17 protein-coding genes are annotated in these 21,063 nt (G+C 44.8%); 10 read left to right on the forward strand and 7 right to left on the reverse strand.

The window, feature by feature from the left end; genetic code table 11:
- Positions 1-57: 57 nt before the first annotated feature.
- Together NIAKO_RS08205 and NIAKO_RS08210 are read left to right on the forward strand one after the other, a co-directional pair.
- Positions 58-1,599 carry a hypothetical protein gene (locus NIAKO_RS08205; RefSeq protein ID WP_107685738.1) on the forward strand — a complete coding sequence of 514 codons (1,542 nt, stop codon included), beginning with the start codon at positions 58-60 and terminating at the stop codon, positions 1,597-1,599.
- A gap of 123 nt (positions 1,600-1,722) precedes the next feature.
- A complete protein-coding gene (locus tag NIAKO_RS08210; protein WP_014217947.1) occupies positions 1,723-3,132 on the forward strand; it encodes a S41 family peptidase in 1,410 nt (469 codons plus the stop codon).
- A gap of 70 nt (positions 3,133-3,202) precedes the next feature.
- On the opposite strand, the gene NIAKO_RS08215 is transcribed toward NIAKO_RS08210, so the two are convergent.
- A complete protein-coding gene (locus NIAKO_RS08215) occupies positions 3,203-4,282 on the reverse strand; it encodes a group 1 glycosyl transferase (RefSeq protein WP_014217948.1) in 1,080 nt (359 codons plus the stop codon).
- Positions 4,283-4,648: 366 nt separating this feature from the next.
- On the opposite strand from NIAKO_RS08215, the gene NIAKO_RS08220 reads away from it, so the two are divergent.
- Complete coding sequence (locus NIAKO_RS08220; RefSeq protein ID WP_014217949.1) at positions 4,649-4,897, forward strand: RNA recognition motif domain-containing protein; 249 nt, start codon at positions 4,649-4,651, stop codon at positions 4,895-4,897.
- A 53-nt stretch (positions 4,898-4,950) separates the two neighbouring features.
- Here the strand turns inward: NIAKO_RS08220 and NIAKO_RS08225 are convergent, their stop codons facing one another.
- Together NIAKO_RS08225 and NIAKO_RS08230 are read right to left on the reverse strand one after the other, a co-directional pair.
- A complete protein-coding gene (locus NIAKO_RS08225) occupies positions 4,951-5,238 on the reverse strand; it encodes a hypothetical protein (protein WP_014217950.1) in 288 nt (95 codons plus the stop codon).
- Positions 5,239-5,429: 191 nt separating this feature from the next.
- Positions 5,430-9,209, reverse strand: a complete 3,780-nt coding sequence (locus NIAKO_RS08230; protein WP_014217951.1) for a carbohydrate-binding protein — start codon at positions 9,207-9,209, stop codon at positions 5,430-5,432.
- A 358-nt stretch (positions 9,210-9,567) separates the two neighbouring features.
- Here NIAKO_RS08230 and NIAKO_RS08235 point away from each other — a divergent pair, with 358 nt between their 5' ends.
- Positions 9,568-10,827, forward strand: a complete 1,260-nt coding sequence (locus NIAKO_RS08235) for a DEAD/DEAH box helicase (RefSeq protein WP_014217952.1) — start codon at positions 9,568-9,570, stop codon at positions 10,825-10,827.
- A gap of 83 nt (positions 10,828-10,910) precedes the next feature.
- Here NIAKO_RS08235 and NIAKO_RS39290 read toward each other — a convergent pair whose 3' ends face one another.
- The 3 genes from NIAKO_RS39290 to NIAKO_RS08245 are packed head-to-tail and all read right to left on the reverse strand — an operon-like array spanning position 10,911 to position 15,376.
- On the reverse strand, positions 10,911-11,585 hold the full coding sequence (locus tag NIAKO_RS39290; RefSeq protein ID WP_242675529.1) for a YfbK domain-containing protein: 675 nt from the start codon (positions 11,583-11,585) through the stop codon (positions 10,911-10,913).
- Positions 11,531-12,784: a vWA domain-containing protein gene (locus NIAKO_RS39295; protein WP_242675528.1), complete on the reverse strand. Its 1,254-nt coding sequence runs from the start codon at positions 12,782-12,784 to the stop codon at positions 11,531-11,533. Before NIAKO_RS39295 ends, NIAKO_RS39290 begins: the two co-directional genes overlap by 55 nt.
- Positions 12,785-12,835: 51 nt before the next feature.
- A complete protein-coding gene (locus tag NIAKO_RS08245; RefSeq protein ID WP_014217953.1) occupies positions 12,836-15,376 on the reverse strand; it encodes a DUF5686 and carboxypeptidase-like regulatory domain-containing protein in 2,541 nt (846 codons plus the stop codon).
- Between the two features lie 344 nt (positions 15,377-15,720).
- Between NIAKO_RS08245 and NIAKO_RS08250 the strand changes: the two genes are divergently transcribed.
- Positions 15,721-16,287 carry a hypothetical protein gene (locus NIAKO_RS08250; protein WP_014217954.1) on the forward strand — a complete coding sequence of 189 codons (567 nt, stop codon included), beginning with the start codon at positions 15,721-15,723 and terminating at the stop codon, positions 16,285-16,287.
- An 8-nt stretch (positions 16,288-16,295) separates the two neighbouring features.
- Here the strand turns inward: NIAKO_RS08250 and NIAKO_RS08255 are convergent, their stop codons facing one another.
- Entirely contained in the window at positions 16,296-16,856 is a 561-nt protein-coding gene (locus NIAKO_RS08255; protein WP_014217955.1) for a carboxymuconolactone decarboxylase family protein, read from the reverse strand.
- A 164-nt stretch (positions 16,857-17,020) separates the two neighbouring features.
- On the opposite strand from NIAKO_RS08255, the gene NIAKO_RS08260 reads away from it, so the two are divergent.
- The 5 genes from NIAKO_RS08260 to NIAKO_RS08280 all read left to right on the forward strand — a co-directional run bounded on the left by NIAKO_RS08260 (position 17,021) and on the right by NIAKO_RS08280 (position 21,000).
- Positions 17,021-17,875, forward strand: a complete 855-nt coding sequence (locus NIAKO_RS08260; RefSeq protein ID WP_014217956.1) for a hypothetical protein — start codon at positions 17,021-17,023, stop codon at positions 17,873-17,875.
- A gap of 144 nt (positions 17,876-18,019) precedes the next feature.
- Positions 18,020-19,183, forward strand: coding sequence for an alpha-hydroxy acid oxidase (locus tag NIAKO_RS08265; protein WP_014217957.1), 1,164 nt, complete (start codon positions 18,020-18,022; stop codon positions 19,181-19,183).
- A 16-nt stretch (positions 19,184-19,199) separates the two neighbouring features.
- The gene (locus tag NIAKO_RS08270) at positions 19,200-19,475 is read left to right on the forward strand and encodes an ABC transporter permease (protein ID WP_041346505.1); all 276 of its coding nucleotides are present in this window, start codon (positions 19,200-19,202) and stop codon (positions 19,473-19,475) included.
- A gap of 122 nt (positions 19,476-19,597) precedes the next feature.
- Entirely contained in the window at positions 19,598-20,074 is a 477-nt protein-coding gene (locus NIAKO_RS08275) for an SRPBCC family protein (RefSeq protein ID WP_014217958.1), read from the forward strand.
- Positions 20,035-21,000, forward strand: coding sequence for an SDR family NAD(P)-dependent oxidoreductase (locus tag NIAKO_RS08280; protein ID WP_207622478.1), 966 nt, complete (start codon positions 20,035-20,037; stop codon positions 20,998-21,000). Before NIAKO_RS08275 ends, NIAKO_RS08280 begins: the two co-directional genes overlap by 40 nt.
- Positions 21,001-21,063: the final 63 nt, after the last annotated feature.

Here is a 21,063-nt window from a genome sequence, read left to right on the forward strand (position 1 = left end):
ATGATGTGTATTTATTACAGCGCTGATTGTAATTACTTGCCTATTCAACCTGTAGCCATGAATTTGTTTGCTTTTATGAAAATAACGTTGCTTACTGCCGTTGCTCTTTTGCTGAATTTCACTGTGCTTGCACAGGGTAAAAGCCAATGGGTGTATTTGAATAGCGCTGATAAACTTCAATATAAAACAACCGAACGGGGCGACAGGATAATGGATTTTTCCTATGCCGGTTACCGCGAAGGCGGTGAGGCTATTCCAACTGTACCGGTAAAAGTCACGGTAAGTCCAATATCAGGTGATAACACCAATGCTATTCAACAGGCTATAGACCAGGTAAGCGCGTTGCCTTTGGTGAATGGATTGCGCGGAGCCGTATTGTTACAACCCGGTACCTATAATTGTGAACAGCCAATTACCATCAGCACCAGCGGTGTGGTATTACAGGGCAGTGGCTCGGGTGAAACCGGTTCTGTAATAAATATGACCGGCAACCCACATGTTTGTATAACCATAAAAGGCAACAGCACAACAAAAGCAACCAATACAAAAACTACCATTGCCGATCCTTATGTTCCTTCAGGTGCTGTTAGTTTTCAATTACGCAATACAAAAGGTTTTGCAGCAGGTGATATAATCCGCATCTCACGGCCGGTAACGGAGGCCTGGGTGCAATTGATGGGAATGGATAAACTGGTTAGGGATGGTAAAAAGCAAACCTGGGTAACCGGTGAAATAACAACTGAAAGAGTAATTAAAAAGATAGAAAGGAACACGGTCACTGTTAATTTTCCGCTCACAGATTCTTATGATGAGCAATACCTGGGTAAAGACGGTGTGACGGTAACAACAATCACTACCAGTGGCGCCATTAATGAAACAGGCATAGAGAACCTGCGGATTGTTGCCCCTGTGCAATCTGTGACCATCAACGAGGGGCTTTATCGCGCCCTGAACATGAGCGGGGTAACAGATGGCTGGATGCGTAAAGTAGAGATCCTGAACACCACAAACAGTATTAGTATTACGGCCAACCGGGTAACTGTTGACCATGTTAATATTTTACATGAGGTGCCAACAAAAGGTGCTGCCAAACCAGCCGATCTGAATGGAAGCGGTGCGCAGTTGCTCTTTAATCAATGTACTATTACGGGTGATAATCTTTTTTACTTTGCTACCGGCGCCAAGGTGTCGGGGCCAATTGTTTTATTGAACTGTACCTTCAAAGGCAAGGGCTGGATCCAGCCTCATCAACGCTGGGCAACGGGATTACTGGTTGATAACTGCCAGGTGCCCGATGGCGGCATCGACTTTATGAACAGGGGCGCTATGGGTTCCGGTCATGGCTGGGCAATAGGCTGGGCCGTGGCCTGGAATTGCACTGCGCAATCTTATTTGAACCAGTTACCGCCCGGTTCGGCCAACTGGGTGATCGGTTGTAAAGGCGAACCACAAAAAAAAGCCATTCCTTTTGATGCAGAACCCGTATTACCCGAAGGGATTTATGATGCCCACAATACGCCTGTTGATCCATCCAGTTTGTACCTGGCACAGTTAGCTGAAAGATTGGGAAAAACAGCGGTTCAACATACAGGGTATTAAGACCGCACATTTATCGGCTAAAACTGCACGGTTATTAGCCAAAAGTGCGCACTTATCATTTAGAAGGTAAATTCATGAGGCATGCATTATATTTGGTACACTAACTAAAAATGCCTGCCAGCTATGAAGTATCTCCTGATAACAGCTATGCTGTTAGGTGCCCTGAATTTAGGTGCCCAAACCTGTTCCTGTGAAAAGGAATTCTTATATGTTAAAAACATTGTTGAAAATGGTTTTGCTGGTTTCCCGGACTATATAAAAAAGAATACCGAAGCGGGTTATAAGAAAAAGGTTGACCAGTTATTGAAACTTACCCATTACAAATTTTCCTACGACAATTGCCCGCTGATCATTGGCCAGTACCTTGACTTATTTAAAAGCTATCACCTGTCGTATTGGCCTGGTTTTACCGGGTGGGAAATGGATACCGCTTTCATCATTCAACGGCCACTGTTTGAAGTAAGCGACCGCGACATAAACCGGTTGAAAAAATCCAGGTCCTGGGAGGGGATTTATAATGTTTTCGATTCCACTATGAAAATAGCTGTCATAAAAGATCCCACTCCCTTACACGATTATGTAGCGGTTGTGCTGGAATCTACAAGGCCGCTCTGGAAAAAGGGCATGGTAAAGTGGGAAGGAAAATTGATCAATGACAGTACACTAAGAGGCGTGTCGTATATTCGTAACCACCGGGCGAAGGCAGATAAGCTTTTTCTCCGCGATAGCAGTAAAATGATCAGCTGGGACTGGCTGCGTGAAGGTTTTCATCAAACCAAAATTGACCCGGCTGCTTATCCGGTCAATAAACCATCGCCCGTCATCGATGCGCGAAGCCTTTCGGCCAATACGTTTTATATAAAAATGGCCAGCTTTGGCCAGGCTGCCAAACGCCCCATAGACTCCATACTAAAAGCAAATGAACAATTATTAAACACCATTCCCAATCTTATTTTGGATTTACGTGACAATGGAGGTGGGGGCGATGAGTGCTGGTGGCCATTTATTCCGTATTGCTACACCAACCCATATAATGATGTAGGTGCAGATCTGTTGGTGTCTGATTCTACCATTGCCTTTTGTAAAAAGCAATTAGAGAATAAAAGGCTTTCAAAAAGTGAGATTGACTACTGTACCCGAATCATTGCAAGAATGGAAAGTGCAAAAGGGCCGTGGGTAACAAGTGATGAGGATAAAGTTGTTACCTCCTTTACCGAAAAAGCATTTCCCAAAAAAGTGATCATCATCGCAGACAGGTGGTGCGGCAGTTCTACAGAAGAATTCCTGCTCATGGCAAAGCAGAGTAAAAAAGTGACCATTGTAGGAGAAAATACTGTTGGTAACCTCGATTATTCAAATATTATGACTACTCCGTTTTCCTGCCTGCCATATACGTTGGTTTATGCAACCACCCGCAGCCACCGTATCGATCTTGGCCAGGGGATTGACAATGTAGGGATCGCGCCCAATATTTACCTGCCGGCAAACAAGAGCTGGATCGAGGAAGCGTTGAAGATAGCGGAACAACAGTAAACAAAAAGGCCTTGAAAGTACTTATAATAAAGATTTCAAGGCTCTTTGATTAAATTTATAATAGCTATTATCATTCGGTTAATGCCTCTGTTACCACCAGGTGTGATATCCAATAAGCTAACGTGCTTTCTGCACCCTGATTCAAATTGACCCCTTTACGATGCAAGCCATCTGCACATCCACCGGTTGTAGCATCATATAAAGGAAGCCCCAGGTCGTTATTCCCGAAAAACCACTGATGACTTTTGTACATGCTATCGAGGTATTGTTGTTCGCGGGTAAGTCTGAACGCTTGTTGATAATAAAGGATCATTGCCATTACGTCAATACCCTGTTGATCAAATTGCGCAGTGGACCCGTTCTCTTTGCACCATCCCTTGTTGCCTATCGGGCTCAAAACATCATTATGAAATACTTTTGATTCAAGAAAATGCATCGACTCAAAAGCAATGGTCAGGTATTCCTCTTCCTGCGTTACTTCGTAAGCATTTAATAAAGCCAATGGCAACATGGCATTGTCATATGTGAGTTCAGGTTCAAACCAGTGCCACGAATTTATTTTGTTCTCTTTGTACATGCTGGCCATTTTGTCTGAAAGACGAATTACCATGTTCCTTTTCAGGTCGTCGGGATAATCGCATTTTATATGTTGGCAAATACCTATGATAGCATTGGCCATACCACGTAAGGAAACAAGTTTTTGAACATGCGGGTAGGCTTTGGTAAATATTTCCCGCCCCGTTTTTACGGGTAAAGAAGAGCGGCTATCATTGATCAAATAACCCAATGCCATCATGGTCCTTCCAAATGAATCTTCCGGGCACCGTTCTTTATGGCCAACTTTTGTATCGCTCATGAAATTTTTAAAGTGTCCATCGTCTGTTTGCATGTATTGAACAAAGCTCAGGTAAATCGGTAGAAGACGGGCGGCTATTGAATTCTTTTTATCTTTACATGCCCATACCGTAAGCAACAATGCCCGTGAATTGTCATCAATAGAATAACCTTCTTTTCTATTGGGCAACGTGGAATGTTGCATAATACCGGTAAGATCTGTTAAGTTGTTAATATGCTTGAAATTCAAATCTGGCATTTGGATGGCGCTATTGAAAGTCTGCTTTCCGGAATGCAAAATATCTATTGTTTCCATAATGATTTGTTTATAATTTAATTGACAGGGATGGGTAAACGACTGGTGTCAGTCATTAACTTCTAGATCGTTCTTTATTAAACTAAGAATACGGTTATGAGTCAGCGTTAATCAAAAACCGGATCGGAATAAGAAGAAGCGAGGGGGGATAGTCCCACGAATGTAATTAAAGGTAGTTGAATTAATCAGTAACAACTAATATATTATCACACGCATTAATAAAAGTCGAAAGATCGATAATTGTTTGTACTTTTAATTGGGAACCATTCGGGTTCGTCAGCATCTCGTAATCGAATGATTGCTATCAGTTAGCTTCCTTTACCACCTGCTTTTCCCTCAGAAATTGTCACTTATAAATTTTAACATATGAATATCTATGTATCGAATTTGAGCTTCAGTGTGCAGAATGATGACTTAAGAAAACATTTTTCGGAATATGGCGAAGTTGACTCCGTAAACGTCATTATTGACAAAGTTACCAATCGCAGCCGTGGATTCGCCTTTATTGAAATGAAAGATAATCAGGCTGCAGAAAAAGCAATCCGTGAATTGAATGGACTTACGATCGACAATCGGGCAATCAAAGTAAATGAAGCACGGGAGAAACGTGATTAGGCAAACAGACTAAGCGTGTAGCGATAACAATGTTATAAGGTATGCGTTCTTTTTTACTTGCTAAAACGATGGCTGTTTTGGTATTCTATTACCGTATGCATTAATTTTATCTTCTCAATAATCTTTTTTTCAAGATTACTGTTGAATTTTATTTTTTTGACTTCATCAAGGGCGCTTTCATAAGTGATTACAGCTTCCTTAAAATGACCGCTATTTTCATCCTGCAAGGCCCTGGCAAATAATTCAGCAGGAATATTTTTTTTTCGTACAATCAAAAAGCGAATTAAGATAAAAGGGATTGATAGCCCTATCAATATTATGAAGATGTAAGAAAGTGACATAGATCTGTTTTTTAGTGCTTATTAAGAGCACTTGTAAAGATGAGCACTTTCCTGCTATTATTGCTCAATAATCAGATTAATTTATGCAATGAGGTGATATTATTACAAATGCCGCCCCGAAAACCGGGACGGCATTTTTTTATAGACTTCAGTTTGTGAGGCTTTCCCGGCGGCCGGAAACCGGAAACTGCTTACGGTATCACCAGTTTGGTAGTAACCGGTTTGCCATTCAATACAGACAATTCCAGGATATAATTACCGGAAGGTAATTTGCGATCGGGTGTAATGGAAATCCGTTGATTGCCATTGGTGACCGATACTTTGGTATTATAAACAGATTGTCCCAAATGATTGAACAGTTGTACCTGGTAATTACCTGTTGGTTCATTTACCAGTTGTACATTGATCAGTTTTCCGGTAACGGGATTGGGAAACACCCTGGTTTGAGCAGCTGTTACAGGCTGGCTGGAGCTTACGCGTGCACCCGGGCGTACGAACGTAATATAGTTCAGGTTGAACCCACCTGTTAACTCAACGATCCGCAAGCTTTGTACCCCGGCCTGTAAGGCTGGTGTTGTTACCTGTACCGTTGTATAAGTTTGCCAGTTGCCGGTATTGGGAACGGCAATGGTTCCTGAAATATTCATGCCATTTAATTCCACATACAACTGGCTGCCATTGTTGGGCGACGACACGCGCGCCTGGATGGTATATACACCCGCTGTAGTAACGTTCACGGTATATTTCATCCATTCATTGGCATTTGTCCAGCCCACATCATAACCACCTTCCCCACAGTTCTCAATATCAACACCCTCAGCAGGTCTGTATTGTCCGCCGGAGTTCACCGCGTCGGCATCATTATAGGCAATATCCTGTCCGCCTTTGTCAAAATCTTCCGCTTCAATTTTTCCGGGGATGGCTATGCTTTGAACAGGATCGGCATTTACCTTGCCCCATACATACAGTTCATGTATTGACCAGTAGTTGCCTTTTGATCCTGTCTGCGTGATCCTGATATAACGGGCAGTTACATCCGGGAACAGGATCAGCGTCATGCCGTCGGTACCGGTGCCGGAAGCGATGGGTCCTGTCCAGTTGGTGCTATCGGTAGAAACATATACCGTATAACCGGCAGGATTGTCGCTGGGACTTTGCGAATCATCCAGTACAATGCGATTGATGGTATTGGTCGTTTTCATGTCTGCCGTAAAGGTTTGACCAGGCGCCTGTGAGCCGTTGGTTGACCAGCGGGTAGCGGCATTGCTGTCGAGTGCGAATTTAGCATCGCCATTGGTGGCGGATGCGGTGGCCGTCCAACCCTTTCTGTCGAGCGCACCGGCCGTAGAGATCGACCAGTTATTGCCGAGGTTGTTCTTCCATAAGGCTGCGTTCGCCGGGTGAATGGCGGTACTGTCTATGATAGAACCGCGGGCCGACAAATGCGACTCCGTGCCTGCTGGCATTATAGACGCGTTGCCCCAAATTGAAGCGTTTTGCAGATTAACTGAACCTGATTGCGCATTGATCCACTGTGAACGGCCCGGGCTTTCGAAGTTGGCCATCTGCAGGTTAACGCTGCCGCCATTGAGTTGAATACCGTTGTAAGGATTACCCCAGTAATCGGAGTTAAAGAAACTGGCAGTTCCGGTAAAGCTGGGATTGGTAACAATATAACTGTTTCCGGAATCGCTTAATGAAACGTTCTGGGTGTTGATAAATGGAAATCCGGCAGCACCCATGCCATTAAAGTTGAACGATTTCCTGGTGCCATCAACACTCACGCCAAGGGCAGTACCGGAAGCGTTCGAGCCATCTGAAAGCAGGGTTAGGCCGTACGCAGCACCATACACGAAATCGTTATACAACGTTTCGTTCCGGCAATCGCCCAATTCCATCCAGCTTACGTTATCATAATTGTAGTTATACACGCGCGAGTCGCCATTGTTGGTTGGCGCATTGGCCCATGAGCCAAATTTCGATTCGGAGCCATTGGCGAAATAAATGGTATTGAAATGCAGGTTGTACACCCTGCCGCCGGTAGAAGTACCACCTACGCGAATGGCAGTATGAAATACATGCCCGGCGAGATAGTCTACATAATGGTTGTCGCACTTATTCGTGAACAGGTCAACCCCATTGTAGCTGGCACGAATACCTACATTGATAATGTAGATATCGCTGCCCAATCCCTGAATGGTATAAGGATATACCGGGAAATTAGGAACGAGATCGCCCATTTGTTCGGGATAATTAAAAACAAGCCCGCGAATACCACTGCCTGCCGATAATCGCAGGAAGGGAGTACCGCCTGCATTACCCTTATCGGCATAGGCTTCCAGGATGCTGCCGGGGCCTGTAGGCGCACTGCTCACATCGTTGGCCCCTTTCAGTTCTACGTTGGTGGGAACGGTCAGGTGTCCTGATACCTTGTAGTGACCCGGAGGTAAAAACACAATACCACCGCCATCGGCGCCGGCCTGGTTCAGGGCGTTCTGAATAGCGGTTGTGTTGTCGGTAGTGCCATCAGCCTTTGCGTTATACGGGGCGGCTGTAGCCAGGTATAACACTTTCCTGGAAGGCATATGCATTTCGGCAGTAATGATAACGGGCACCGCCGGCATTTGTGGTAATGACAGCGGCGCATCGTCAATACTGCTCAGATAATAAGAGTTATTTTGAAAATTGGAGCCGCTGCTATACCGGTTACCGGTAAGAATAGCCCGGCCATGGGCGCCAATTACGTTCTTCTGGTTGCCATTGTTGAAATCGCAATCGGAAGCAATGAAAGTACCGCCTGCAATATTTATTTTACCACTGCTGATGGTAGATTGTTTCAACAATACGTTACCGGGAACAGTAGAGTCGATGGAAATAGCATTGTTGGTGGCGGATATGTTACAGTTCTGCAACTGCAGCACGCCTTTTTTTGTATAGGGGTTAAGAAAAAAACCGTTAGCACAGCCGGTTATAGTAACCTTCGAGAAGAGGAAGCCCACTGATTGCAGGCCATCTACCTGAACGGCGGTATTACAGTTGGAAAAGTTCAGGGAATAGTTACTGCCGTTAGAAAAAGAACCCGGATTGGCTACTGATTCAGACACCCAGTACCCCACATTATAACCTTCCACATTTACGAAGGCTGTGTTGGTCCAGTCAATACGGCGCATGGTAATACCGGTACCGTTCTGTAATATCCAACTGGCATAGCCGCTGCCAGCAGCCGGTGCGTTTGGCAGACCGGAGCCGGCCCAGTACGCAGGAGAGAAGTCGAGGTATTGCACGCGGCCTACATCCACGATGTTGTCCAGCTGAATACCCTTGTGCAGGGGTGTACCAAAAATATTCCAGATAACCGGACAGGTACCGCCGTTAGCTTCAGAAAACACAATACCATCATACGCATTTACCAGTGTTAGGTTTTTGGTATTGCAGAATTCATTACCAAAATAATTGGGCTGGCCAAACAGGATGGTAGTGGGGTAGGGAACAATGTTGTCGGGCAACTGTTCGGGGTACCAGATAGAAAGGTCCTGCACCTGGGCCGAAGGCTGCATAGTAATAAATGCGGCCGCATTGGTGTTGTTACGACCCGCATACGCCATAAGGATGGTGCCAACAAGCGGCTGGCCTTTTACGGGTTGTTGCCATTCGCCCCGCAGGGTAATGCCTTTGGGAATGGTCAGGTTGCCCTTGATCACATATTTTCCTTTAGGCACGAACAAGGTGCCGCCGCCCGCTTTACTCAGGGTGTTCAGCGAACGCTGGAAAATGTTGGTAACATCGGTGACCCCATCGCCGGTGGCGCCGGAATCGGCCACCGAGATGCCAATAACCGGGGCATCAGCGGTGGGATAAGAAGGTGAGATCAAACGCCATTTTTGGGAAAAGGCCGGACAAGAACACATAAGGATAAGTGCGAGCAGGGACAATGTAATGCCCAGCTGCGCATGTGCCTGGTTGTTTTGCATAAAACAGGATTCTGGTTTTAAAATGAAAAAATGGTAGATAGTACGTGGCAAGAAACGTTGCGCTTATTAATTTTTGCTTAACGAGGTGATTAATTCAGCAATTTGTGGGCCGTTTTGGGGATATCTACATAGCATATTTATGCACCAGTTTTTATTGGAGAAATTGTTAAATAGTGTTAAAGGCGCTATACTAAAATATTTTCAATAAATCAATTTATTAGTATATCTTTGCACAACTTATTTCCTCCCTGCACCTATCTTGATTTCGGGTTTTCAACATTTGTGAAGGTAAGATTCTAAGCCTGGAACCTGTTACATATCAACAGCTTACCTACTATTATTTATTAAATTTCAACCATTGTCATTTCAAAATTTAAACGTCATTGAGCCCATATTAAGAGCTCTTAACAACGAAGGTTATACAACTCCTACACCTATTCAGGAACAGGCAATTCCACTGGTTCTGCAACGTAAAGACCTATTCGGTTGTGCACGAACAGGCACCGGTAAAACGGCCGCTTTTGCCATTCCTGTGTTACAAATATTACATGAACAAAAGCAGGCTGCAAAAGCACCTGATAATACGATAAAAGCACTCATTCTTACTCCTACCAGGGAATTGGCTATTCAAATAAAGGAAAGCCTGGATGCCTACGGAAAGTTTACCGGATTAAGACATGCAGTGATCTTCGGCGGCGTTTCGCAGCAGGCACAGGTGACCACCCTGCGCAGAGGCGTGGATATTTTAGTTGCCACACCCGGACGTTTGCTCGATCTGATCGATCAGCGTTTTGTGAACCTGGGCAGTATCCGGTTATTGATCCTGGATGAAGCCGATCGTATGCTGGATATGGGGTTTGTGCATGATGTTAAAAAGATCATGGCAAAAGTGCCTAAGCAAAGACAAACGCTATTCTTTTCTGCCACCATGGCCCCTGCAATTCGCCAATTGGCAAATACGCTTTTAACGAACCCTGTTAGTATAGAAGTAACGCCTGTTTCATCTACCGCTGAAACTGTTCGCCAGGCTGTTTATTTTGTTCCCAAAACCAGTAAGCAATCTTTGTTAAAGCATTTGCTGGCTGATACGGATATTCCTATGGCGTTGGTGTTTACACGTACCAAACATGGCGCCGACAGGGTAGCCAAGGAATTGAATAATTTCGGGATCAGCGCAGCTGCTATTCACGGTAATAAATCGCAACAAGCGAGGCAGACAGCTTTGCTGAAGTTCAGATCAAGGCAGATCCAGGTACTGGTAGCAACGGATATTGCTGCAAGAGGTATAGATATTGATGAACTGTCGCATGTAATTAATTACGATCTGCCTGAAGTGGCCGAAACATATGTACATCGCATAGGCCGTACAGGACGCGCGGGTGCAAACGGGATGGCCGTTTCATTTTGCGACCAGGAAGAAAAAGCATACTTACGCGATATTGAAAAGCTGATCAAAAAATCAGTTCCTGTAATCAGCGAACATCCATTTAAGAATGTTACTAACGCTGGTAACAACCGGCCTGACTTCAAACCAACCGGTAACAATAACCAGTCGGCCAACCGTTCTTCAACCAGGAGCCGTAATAGGTCTGGTTTCAAAAGAGCTGTTAGATTTTAATTCCGGAAGGATATCTACCTATTTTAATAAAGAAAGCTTCAGGCCTTTTAACCTGAAGCTTTTTTACATACCGGGTTTAGAATTCACTCTTCGTCAACCTTAGCAGTAGCTTTCAGGTGCTCTGCTTTTTTCACCAGTTCCAGGAATTCTTTTTTGTAGGCATCACTGTTATCATCGATACTACCGGTGGCCAAAGATTTTACCAGTTTATAATTGCTGCTTCCTTTGAACTCCGAATTTCTGAGCACCATTCCAAAAGCCGCCACTGCCGAGGCAAAGCGCAGGTTATTACTGGCCGCCCGGGACTCGTCTTTTACCGACACTTCCATCAGGTTGCTTTTCTCTTCATCCGGCTTTTTATAACGGATCTTCACAAACATTAATTCATTGGAAAAGGAGGTGGATTGCTTTTTGGTTTTTTGACTTTGGTAACGCAAGGGATCAATGGTTTCCAATTCATCGTCATCTGCTGCATTGGCCGGGATAATTTCGTACAAAGCAGTAACTGTATGATTGCTGCCCATATCGCCCGCATCTTTTTTATCATTGTTAAAATCGGCTGCGGCAAGCATCCTGTTTTCATACCCAATAAGCCTGTATCCTTTTACCTGGGCAGGGTTGAATTCAATCTGCAGCTTTACATCTTTCGCAATGGTGAAAAGTGTTCCGCCAAATTCGCTGATCAGTACTTTTTTCGCTTCACTTAAATTATCGATGTAAGCATGATTGCCATTGCCTTTATCAGCCAGCTTTTGCATCTTCGCATCCTGGTAGTTGCCAGTGCCAAATCCAAGCACCGTAGGTATACGCCGGTGGAGCGTTCCTGCTCAATCAGGTTTTCCAGCTCATCATCACTGCTGGCGCCTACGTTAAAGTCACCATCGGTGCAAAGTATTACGCGGTTGTTGCCGGTTTTCAGGAAATTTTGTTGCGCAGTCTGGTAAGCGAGTTTTATCCCGGCGCCGCCTGCTGTTGATCCTCCGGCTTCCAGCGAATTGATCGCCTCCCTGATCTTGTATTTATCATTTGTAGAAGGCAGCACCAGACCTGCATTGCCTGCATATACCACAATGGCAATTTTATCTTCGGACCGCAATTGTTCTGCTAATAAGCTCAACGACGATTTAACCAGCGGTAACTTATTTTCTTCCTCCATACTGCCACTTACATCGATGAGAAAAACGAGGTTGGAAGGAGGTAGTTTATCAACATCTATTTTCTTTCCCTGCAGCCCGATCATTACCAGTTGATGATTGTCGTTCCAGGGGCATTTTGCCGATTCCGTGGTTACTGCGAATGGTTTGTCATTGGAAGGTTGCGGATAATTGTATGAAAAGTAGTTGATCATTTCTTCAATGCGGACAGCGCCCGGAGCAGGAAGCCGGCCATCATTGACCAACCGGCGAATATTACTGTACGACGCGGCATCAACATCGATAGAAAAAGTGGATAGCGGATGATCTGTGACTTGCTGAAATTCATTCTCCTTGATATTATCGTATCCTTCTCTGTTATAGTCTTCATCTTTGGGATGGCCTGAATTACGCGGTTGTCCGCTGACACTTACTCCTGCGACACTTCCCTGAAGTGCACTTGGTGCTACAGAACCTGTCACGTCTCTTCTTTTTTTTATTCCATAACCAACTACCACCACTTCGTCAAGGCTTTTTATTGACGATTTGAGTTGTACATTGATCACTTTGTTTCCTTTGATCTGAATTTCCTGTGCATCGAGCCCCACTCTTGTAAAGACAAGGATTGATTTCTGATCCGGTACCTGTATTGAATAAAACCCATTTACATCGCTTACTGTACTTTTACCTGTACCCTTAATCGTGATGCTGGCGCCATTTAGCGGCGCGCCCTTTTCATCAGTGATTTTACCTGTAATGGTTATTTGTGCATGAAGCAAAGCCGTGCCTGCACACAGCAATAGCAGTGTTAATAAAGTTTTCATTGGCTGTTTTAGAAACAGATGCAGGAGAAAAAGCAATTACATAAACCCGCCTTAAAATTGTACATGAAAACTCCCAAATACGCCGAATTTGGCAATGGGTGGTTGTTGCGGCCCGGTAGGCATATATGCCCTGTTTTTTAACCGCCATACAAGGTCTGCTCTGAAAAAGCGAAAGATATTATCCAAACCAGTACCCACTTCAACATAGGGTCTGGCTTGCAGCGACGTGAGCCGGTAATTGCTGTATTCCCGGCAATTTAATTTTTTGTTTTCAGGCGACAGGTCGCCACACACAGCCTTGATATTCCAAAACTGCCGGACATTCACTTTTCGCATAAAGGGCAACAGGTTCAATAACTTCTTCTCAAAATTATGTTCTATGGAGAAGCCGGCATACCGGTCGCTGAAATATTCAAACCGGTTCATAAGGTTGAATGCCTGTTTGGAATAATAATAGGTCTCATTGCCCGGGTGTACTTCCAGTAACATAAAAGGCAATGCGCCGCTCCAGATTTTTCCGGCATATGCCTGGTAGTCGATTTTGCCCCAACCGGTAAGCCGCAGGTGCTGGCTCATTGCAATATTCATTTTATGATATTTATACTGACCGCCAAACAATCCCTTCATCCCGGTCATATATTGCGCTTCCAATACAGGGGCTTTCCCAAAACGCCGGATGGTTTTGCGACGGGTAACCAACTTCTTTTCACCGGGCGCATACCGTACGCTTAAAGAAAGCTCAGTATTGTCGATATCATTTTGATTTATAGAAAGCAGTTTTTTGGGTGGCAGTGGCGTAAAGGTTTCATAACTGGTACGGGTCATAAATATCCTGGCCGACAACCGGTTGCTCCATTCTTTGGTAATACCGGCTTTCACTTCATCTACCTCGAGAAATTTCTGACGAATGTTCGGCCGGCGTATCAACTGACTGAACATATTATCCATACTCACCCCATCGTCGTTCGGGGCCACGCCACCATTATCGAGGTCGTGCAGGTAAGATGCCTGAAAAGAATACCCGCTGTTGCCGGGTAATGTGTACCTGCCTTCTGCCTTGCCCTTTAGTTTGTGATCGCCCAGTCCATAGGCAATATAACTATGCAGGTACAGCGATTTACTGAATTGCTCGGTAGTACCAAGGTCGAACCGCAACCGCCATTTTTCAAGCTGGCTGGCGCTGATCCATTTATACCAGGGACCAATTTCAATAATACCTATTTTTTTGCAGCCTCCTACAATAAAGCCCATGGTATTGGTGTATTGCTTAAACAGGGGTAATTGGCTAAGGGTATCTATCATCTTATATACCTTCTGTTCGCTGATGGTCAATGGTTCGGGGCGTTCCTGCTGCCAGTAATCCGCTGTGCGCATCCGGGCGCTGTCATTTACAGATACCTGTTCTTTTTCGGTATTGTTGTCAAGCAGCGCTGCAATGGCAGGGTCGTTAATATGAACATCTTTATAAGCAACGGTTTGATGTATCAGCAGGCTTTGCTTGTCTTTTTTGTGCAGGGAAATGTCTGCTATTATTTTGTCCTTTGAAAATACCCAGGTCCTGCTGTTGAGCTGCGTGAATTCCTGGGAGATGGTCAACCGGTTAACATAGTTAATATTGGCAGTGGGCGAAATGTCAAATGTAACCTTTTGTATTGCCCAGGTAGGGCTGTATAACCAGCAATCACCTGAAAAGGTATTTTCACCTTCATGCCTGGGGGTAAAGAATAAATGCAGGTATTTTTTACCGCCATTCACCAGGGTATCTGCTGCTCTGAAATTATAATAAGCATCGGCATGATTGCTGAATGGACTGATAAACTCTTTTCCGAACAACATAATGCTGTTTTCGTAAACATTTGTAGTGTGGTTAACCCCCTCTATAAATTGAAGTACTACATCGCTTTTGATCCCGGTGGTTTGAACAGCCAGGATCCTCTCTCTTTTTTTGCCGGGGTTACCGGAGGAAAAACATTTTGATAAAGTTTCGGTCATATAAACCGGCAGGTAGGGTTTACTGCCCGAAGTGTCCATATTGTCAAATACAAATTCAAATGGTTTTAAAACCCCATGTGTCAGTTTTTCGCGATTCACATTGTTCAAACCCACTTCCAGCTTTTTATACAATTGATAAGAACTGTTATTGAAATTAGCAGGATTGTTGATGTCTTTGTGCTGCACCACTTTATTCCACCAAAACAGCCCGCGGTTATACCGGCTTGAAACAACAACGCCATCAAACTGTTTGAGCGCTAACTCCACCAGCAAAGTGGCAGTATCGTTTTTTGAAAGGGGAATTTGCACCGTTGTAAACCCAACATGGCTGATAATGAGGGTGTCTTGTTCTGTGCCGGGCATTGACAGTTGGAAGCGCCCGGAACTATCTGTTAAAGCGCCTTTTTTAGTTTGTTTCCAGGAAATACTGGCAAAGGGAATAATCTCTTTAGACAAGCGGTTGATTACGAATCCATGGATCATCCTGTTCTGTGCCTGCAGGCCATTTGTTTCGCCCAACAGGCAACCAAACAACAATACAAGAAAGCAACAATGGGGAAAAGATAGATGGATACCGGCGGGCGTTGTCGGAACGCTCATAAGCAATCTGTTTTGGCAGGGTTATAAGGATGATCTTTCCAAATTCGGGATAAGAAATAGTCAGTGTAAGGGATTTACTGTTTCTATTACAATAAAACGATAATGCTGATAATACCCCTAGCGGCGGGATGCTGAATTGAAATATTTTTTTCTACAAGGCAAACAGGACGTATTGCCATTTCATTTGCCATTGACGGCTACACACATTTAAATAAATTATTACACTTACCCTCATTGCATGTTTCTGCTTAGGGTGTGGATTTTGTCATTATAAGCATCTCTGTTCAATGCCAAAGCACCTTTTACTATACCTGATTTTACTAATATCATCAGGCTCACTTTGCATGTGCACGCATACGCCTGAGCCCCGGTACGTAAACAAAACAATACCTCCCGGTTTTGTAAGAGAGGTGCCTGATGAGTATTCTTATAAATATATAAATGAGGATGCCAACTCGCTGCAGCTTGACTCCCTGGAAGCAGGTTATGACTCTTTGCAGATCCGCATTTGGTTAGGCCATTCACTGGCCAGGGTAAGACATGTTGTGATCCTGAAATATAAAGACCAGGATTGGACAGGACAACTGGTGAGTTTTAGTGATGAAACCGGGAAGCATCATCCTGTTAAAAAACTCAGGAAAGTTTCTCCCCGCTCCGGATGGCGTGTTCTGATCGATAGTTTATTTAAATTAGGAATAGTTACATTACCACATGACACAGCAATTACCGGGTATAGTTGTGAGGGAGGAACCGATGGTATCTCTTATGACTTTGAAATAGCCACCTCGACGGGGTACAGGTTTTATCGTTATGATAATCCCGCGAAATGTGACAATTTTTGGCAGCCTGGCAATGTGTTACAAATAGCAAGCCTGTTGGAGAATGAATTTGATTTTAAGTATACCAGGTAACGGCGCAATCATTGAACAAGCCCTGCATATCTGTCTTCGGATGGTAAATAGCCTTTTTTCTGCAGAATGCCGCCAAGCCGGTCGTAGAAGGCCGGATCGTCGGGCGTGACGGTGGCGAGCCCATCCACGTACCGGTTATAGAAGCTGAAGAGAGCTGCTATGAGAACCGTATCGTGCAACTCGCGGTCGGTAGCACCCTGGTTCCGGGCGGTTTGCACCATTTCGGGCGTTACCAGGCGGCCATTCCTGCCAACGGCTTTAGCGATTGTGAGGAGGGCTTTCATTTTTTCACTTACGGCTGCGGTTGCTATATCTGTTTTCACCTGTTCTGCAACCGATGGATCGGGCAGGTAGGCATTAGCGGCAGCAGTATGCGCGGCGGTGCAAAATTGGCATTCGTTGCCATGGCTAACAACGGTAGCGATCAACTCGCGTTCGCCCTCAGTGAGCGTTGATTCTCCCCGAAGCAGGATTTGGGTGAGTTGGCGAATGGGCAGCGCGGTATCGAGACGATAGTCGAGCAGACCGGTAATTCCCGGCAGGTTTTCGTTTAATGGAATATATGGCATGGAATCTTATTTATCTACAAGGTAAAAAAAACTCGTGAGTATCTTTCGCTGGCTTTTGATTCTTATTTAACCTTTTCGGACTTCGAATATTGAGGGGAACGTTATATTTTGGCTGATGGTAGCGATGTCCTTCATTAATATATAAATGGATTTAATCTGGTTGTATGAAAGAATTGGTTAAGCTGATTGTACTGTTGGTATTGTCACTTGGTTCACTCCGGGGTTTTTCGCAGGATAAAATAGAAAGGTCAAAACAGGAAGTAAAAAGCGGTAACAGAAGAGAAAGCCGTAAAGCAGATCAATCGGGCAATTCCCGGCATTCGGTCCAGTCTTCAACCTGTACAGAAGATAAAACACTTGGCATTATTGTTTTGGAAGGGATAGTGACCGGCCTGGCATATGCCACTTATTATTCTGTAGTAGGTAGTTACAGATTAGAAGATCACTTACACAGTAAGGTTACAAAATATCCCTATTATAACCACTACTCGGGTAACTATGAAAGTACTGATTCGGTAAGTGATTCAAGGATCCATTTCCGTTTCGATATCGATAATAAGTTTCTTTATTCCAACAAAGATCTGATAGGTAATCATCTTACCTGCAACATCCGTCCCTTCCAGTACTTTTACCTGCAGGGACAATATCATGAGCTGGCTGAGTATACCACCCAAAACAAGTATACAAATCTTTCTTTGTTTAACCTGTATTTCTGTTATGACAGGTTAAGGTTTGAAAGATTCAATGCAGGCTGGAAAATGGGCATGTGTTACATTGGTAATAATGTAAACAGAGGAGGATTTTCATTTGGGCTGGATGCAGAAACATTTATAGTGAAGCCCGTTAGTTTATATGTGTCAAAGCAATGGGGTGGCATTAATCATGTGGCGGTTAATCAATTTGAAGTGGGAGGTAAGTTTCATCTAAAAAGATATAATGTCAATCTGGGATATGAACATTTGAAAATAGGCAGCCCTTTATACGATTATATTTCTTTAGGCGCAGGCATTCATTTATAAAAAATAACCGGCGCGCTGGCTTTTCTTTCCGCAAATTTTGATTATCAGGAAGATACAAAATCCATTTTCCGGAAATCTTACCTATAGAACAGGATGCTGGCTACCACAAAAGCCCTAATTTTGCGCACTTGAAACCAAAAGTCAATGAGTAAACAAGCACCTGCAGTCAAGTATAACACCAGTTATCCTTCGATTGATGACCTGCGCGAAAAAGCCAGGAGAAAAATCCCGAAATTTGCCTTTGAATACCTCGATGGGGGCTGTAATGAAGATGTAAACCTGCATAAAAACACGGCAGAGATCAGAGAGGTGGAACTGGCCCCTTATTACCTGAGCAAACACAAGGGTTCGAGCCTCCAGACCGAATTGTTTGGTCATGTGTACGATGCTCCTTTTGGAATTGCGCCTGTCGGGCTTCAGGGGCTCATCTGGCCTAATTCACCGCAGATTCTTGCCAAAGCCGCCTCAGCGCATAATATCCCTTTTATACTGAGTACTGTTACTACGGCAGATATTGAAACCATCAGCCAGATCACAGAAGGCCGGGCCTGGTACCAGCTGTACCATCCCGCCGAAAATGAAGTGCGCGATGATATTTTAAAACGGCTCGAAGCCGCTCAATACCCCGTATTGGTGTTGCTGAGCGATGTACCTTCTTTCGGGTTCAGACCAAGAGACATCCGCAACGGGTTGGCCATGCCGCCCAGAATGACTCTGAGAAATATTCTTCAGATCATGACGCGGCCAGAGTGGGCATTAAAAACCCTGAAGTACGGTACGCCTAATTTTGCCACCCTGAAGCCCTACATGCCAAAAGGGTTAAATATGAAACAGCTGGGCCTTTTCATGAACCGCACTTTTGCAGGCAGGTTGAATGCAGATAAAATAGCACCCATTCGTGATAAATGGAAGGGGAAAATTGTAGTTAAAGGCATTGCAACCGAAGCCGATACCGAAATGTGCATCAAACTGGGCGTGGACGGCATTATCGTTTCCAACCACGGCGGCAGGCAGTTGGATGCCGGTCAGTCGGCCATAAAATCGATGAACCCGATCATTGATAACTATAAAGGTAAAATAAAGATCATGATGGACAGTGGCCTGCGTTCAGGTCCGGATGTGGCGAGGGTAATGGCCAGTGGCGCCGATTTTACCTTTATGGGCCGTTCGTTCATGTACAGCGTAGCTGCACTGGGCGATGCAGGCGGCGATCATGTGATCGCTATGCTGAAAACACAATTGATGCAGGTGATGGACCAGGTTTGTTGTGAGCAGATCTTTGACCTGCCAAAGCATATTATAAAATAAGATCTTTCAGAAAATAATGATACCTGGTCCTTTCAACAAGGGCCAGGTATTTTTATTTCATTCATTCTCCAAAACCGGACAGCCAACTGTTCATTTCCGTAGACTTTCCCCACTCCTGGGATATTATTTCATGAGCAAGTGGCTGCAAAGCTACAGTTACCGTACTTCCTTATCCTGGTGGATCTTTGCTGCAACAGGTTCCGGCGCCTTGCTGATCACCTTGTTGACCGTAAGCTATCAGGCAATCAAAGCCGCATTGGCAAATCCCGTAAAGAGTTTGAGAACTGAATAAAAGCTGTATATTGGTTTAATGGTATCGCGTGGTGTAGCGCCTGTTAAACAAATTTATAATATATGGAAGAGGCTATATTCCAGGTTCAAAAAAATAAACCGAGTAAATAAAAAAGCCAATTCATGGTCGTAAAAACTACATACAATTATAACGCGAGCGCTGCAGAACTCTGGCCGTTGCTTTTCAACTCCAAAATGGATGACAAACAACCCTGTTATTTGCTTTGCGGACTGCCCAAACCACTGGAGTGCAGGCTGCCCGATAGTCAGGGCGGGGTAGGAAGTACCCGGGAATGTGTGTCTGATAAAGGCACGATCCAGCAGCGCATTACGGAGTGGGTACCTGGCCATAAACTGTCGTTCCAATTGGAGAAAACCAACTTATACTTTGGCCCTTGTGTGGAATCAATTTTAGAACAGTTCGAGCTTACGGATAACAACCAGGTTGGTTGCCAGATTACCCGCACCACTACCTTCAGGGCAAAAGGTCCTATGGCTCCTGTGGTGTCCATCCCCATGTTTATTGGCCTGAAAGCCATCCACCGGTATGTTTTTAGTAATTGGAAACGGCTTTCTTCAAATACTTCCCTTCATCATTAGGCTGGCCTGAACCTTACCATCCGGTCAACAGGAAAAATCAGGAATTAAAATGTCTGGAAACGTTAGCTCCAAACGTCATGGTTATGCACGTGAAGCATTCACATGTAATTCCTCAACATTTTAAAAAAGCAATTATGAATGAGTTGAAAAACAAAGTAGTCGTGATCTATGGAGCGGGCGGCGAAATCGGCGGTGCTGTCGCACGTGCTTTTGCACGGGAAGGGGCCCGGCTTTTTCTTACCGGGCGCCGCCTGGCGCCTGTAGAAGCAGTTGCCAGGGATATCGTGTCTGCTGGCGGCGAGGCCGAAGCCGCGCAGGTCGATGCTCTTGATGAGCAAGCTATCGATAAGCATTTGCAGTTTGTAGTAGCAAAGGCGGGCTGTATCGATATTTCGTTCAATGCTATAGGAAACTCGCCAACCAGCTACCTGGGGGCATCGCTGGTTGAGATGGACCTTAAACAGTTCATCATGCCGATCACGAGCTATATCATATCCTACTTTCTAACGGCGCGTTTAGCGGCAAGACGCATGCTCCTGAACAAATCCGGGGTGATCATGACCGTTTCCGCGCCTCCCGCAAGAATAGGCACCCCAAACGGAGGGTATGGTCCGTCACAGGCTGCCAAGGAGGCGCTTACCCGTTACCTGTCTAAAGAGCTCGCGCCACAGGGCATCCGCGTGGTTTGTCTGCAGCCGCATGGCATGCCGGAGACAGAAACTATAAAGGAGATATTTGAAAGCAGGGCCGCTACAGCGGGCGTAACCTGGGAACAGTTCACTGCATATCTTGCAGGCATGAACCATCCCAAACGTTTCATGACACTTGCGGAGATGGCGAATGTAGCGGTCTTTGTGGCTTCCGATAAGGCAAGTGTACTGATGGGAACAACCGTCAACATGACCATGGGGGCCCTGGATGACTAAACAACAAACATAAGCGATATCCGCTGGTGCTTTTTTTAAGCAGAAGATGCGGGCTCACCAAAA

Source organism: Niastella koreensis GR20-10 (assembly GCF_000246855.1).
Lineage (GTDB): Bacteria > Bacteroidota > Bacteroidia > Chitinophagales > Chitinophagaceae > Niastella > Niastella koreensis.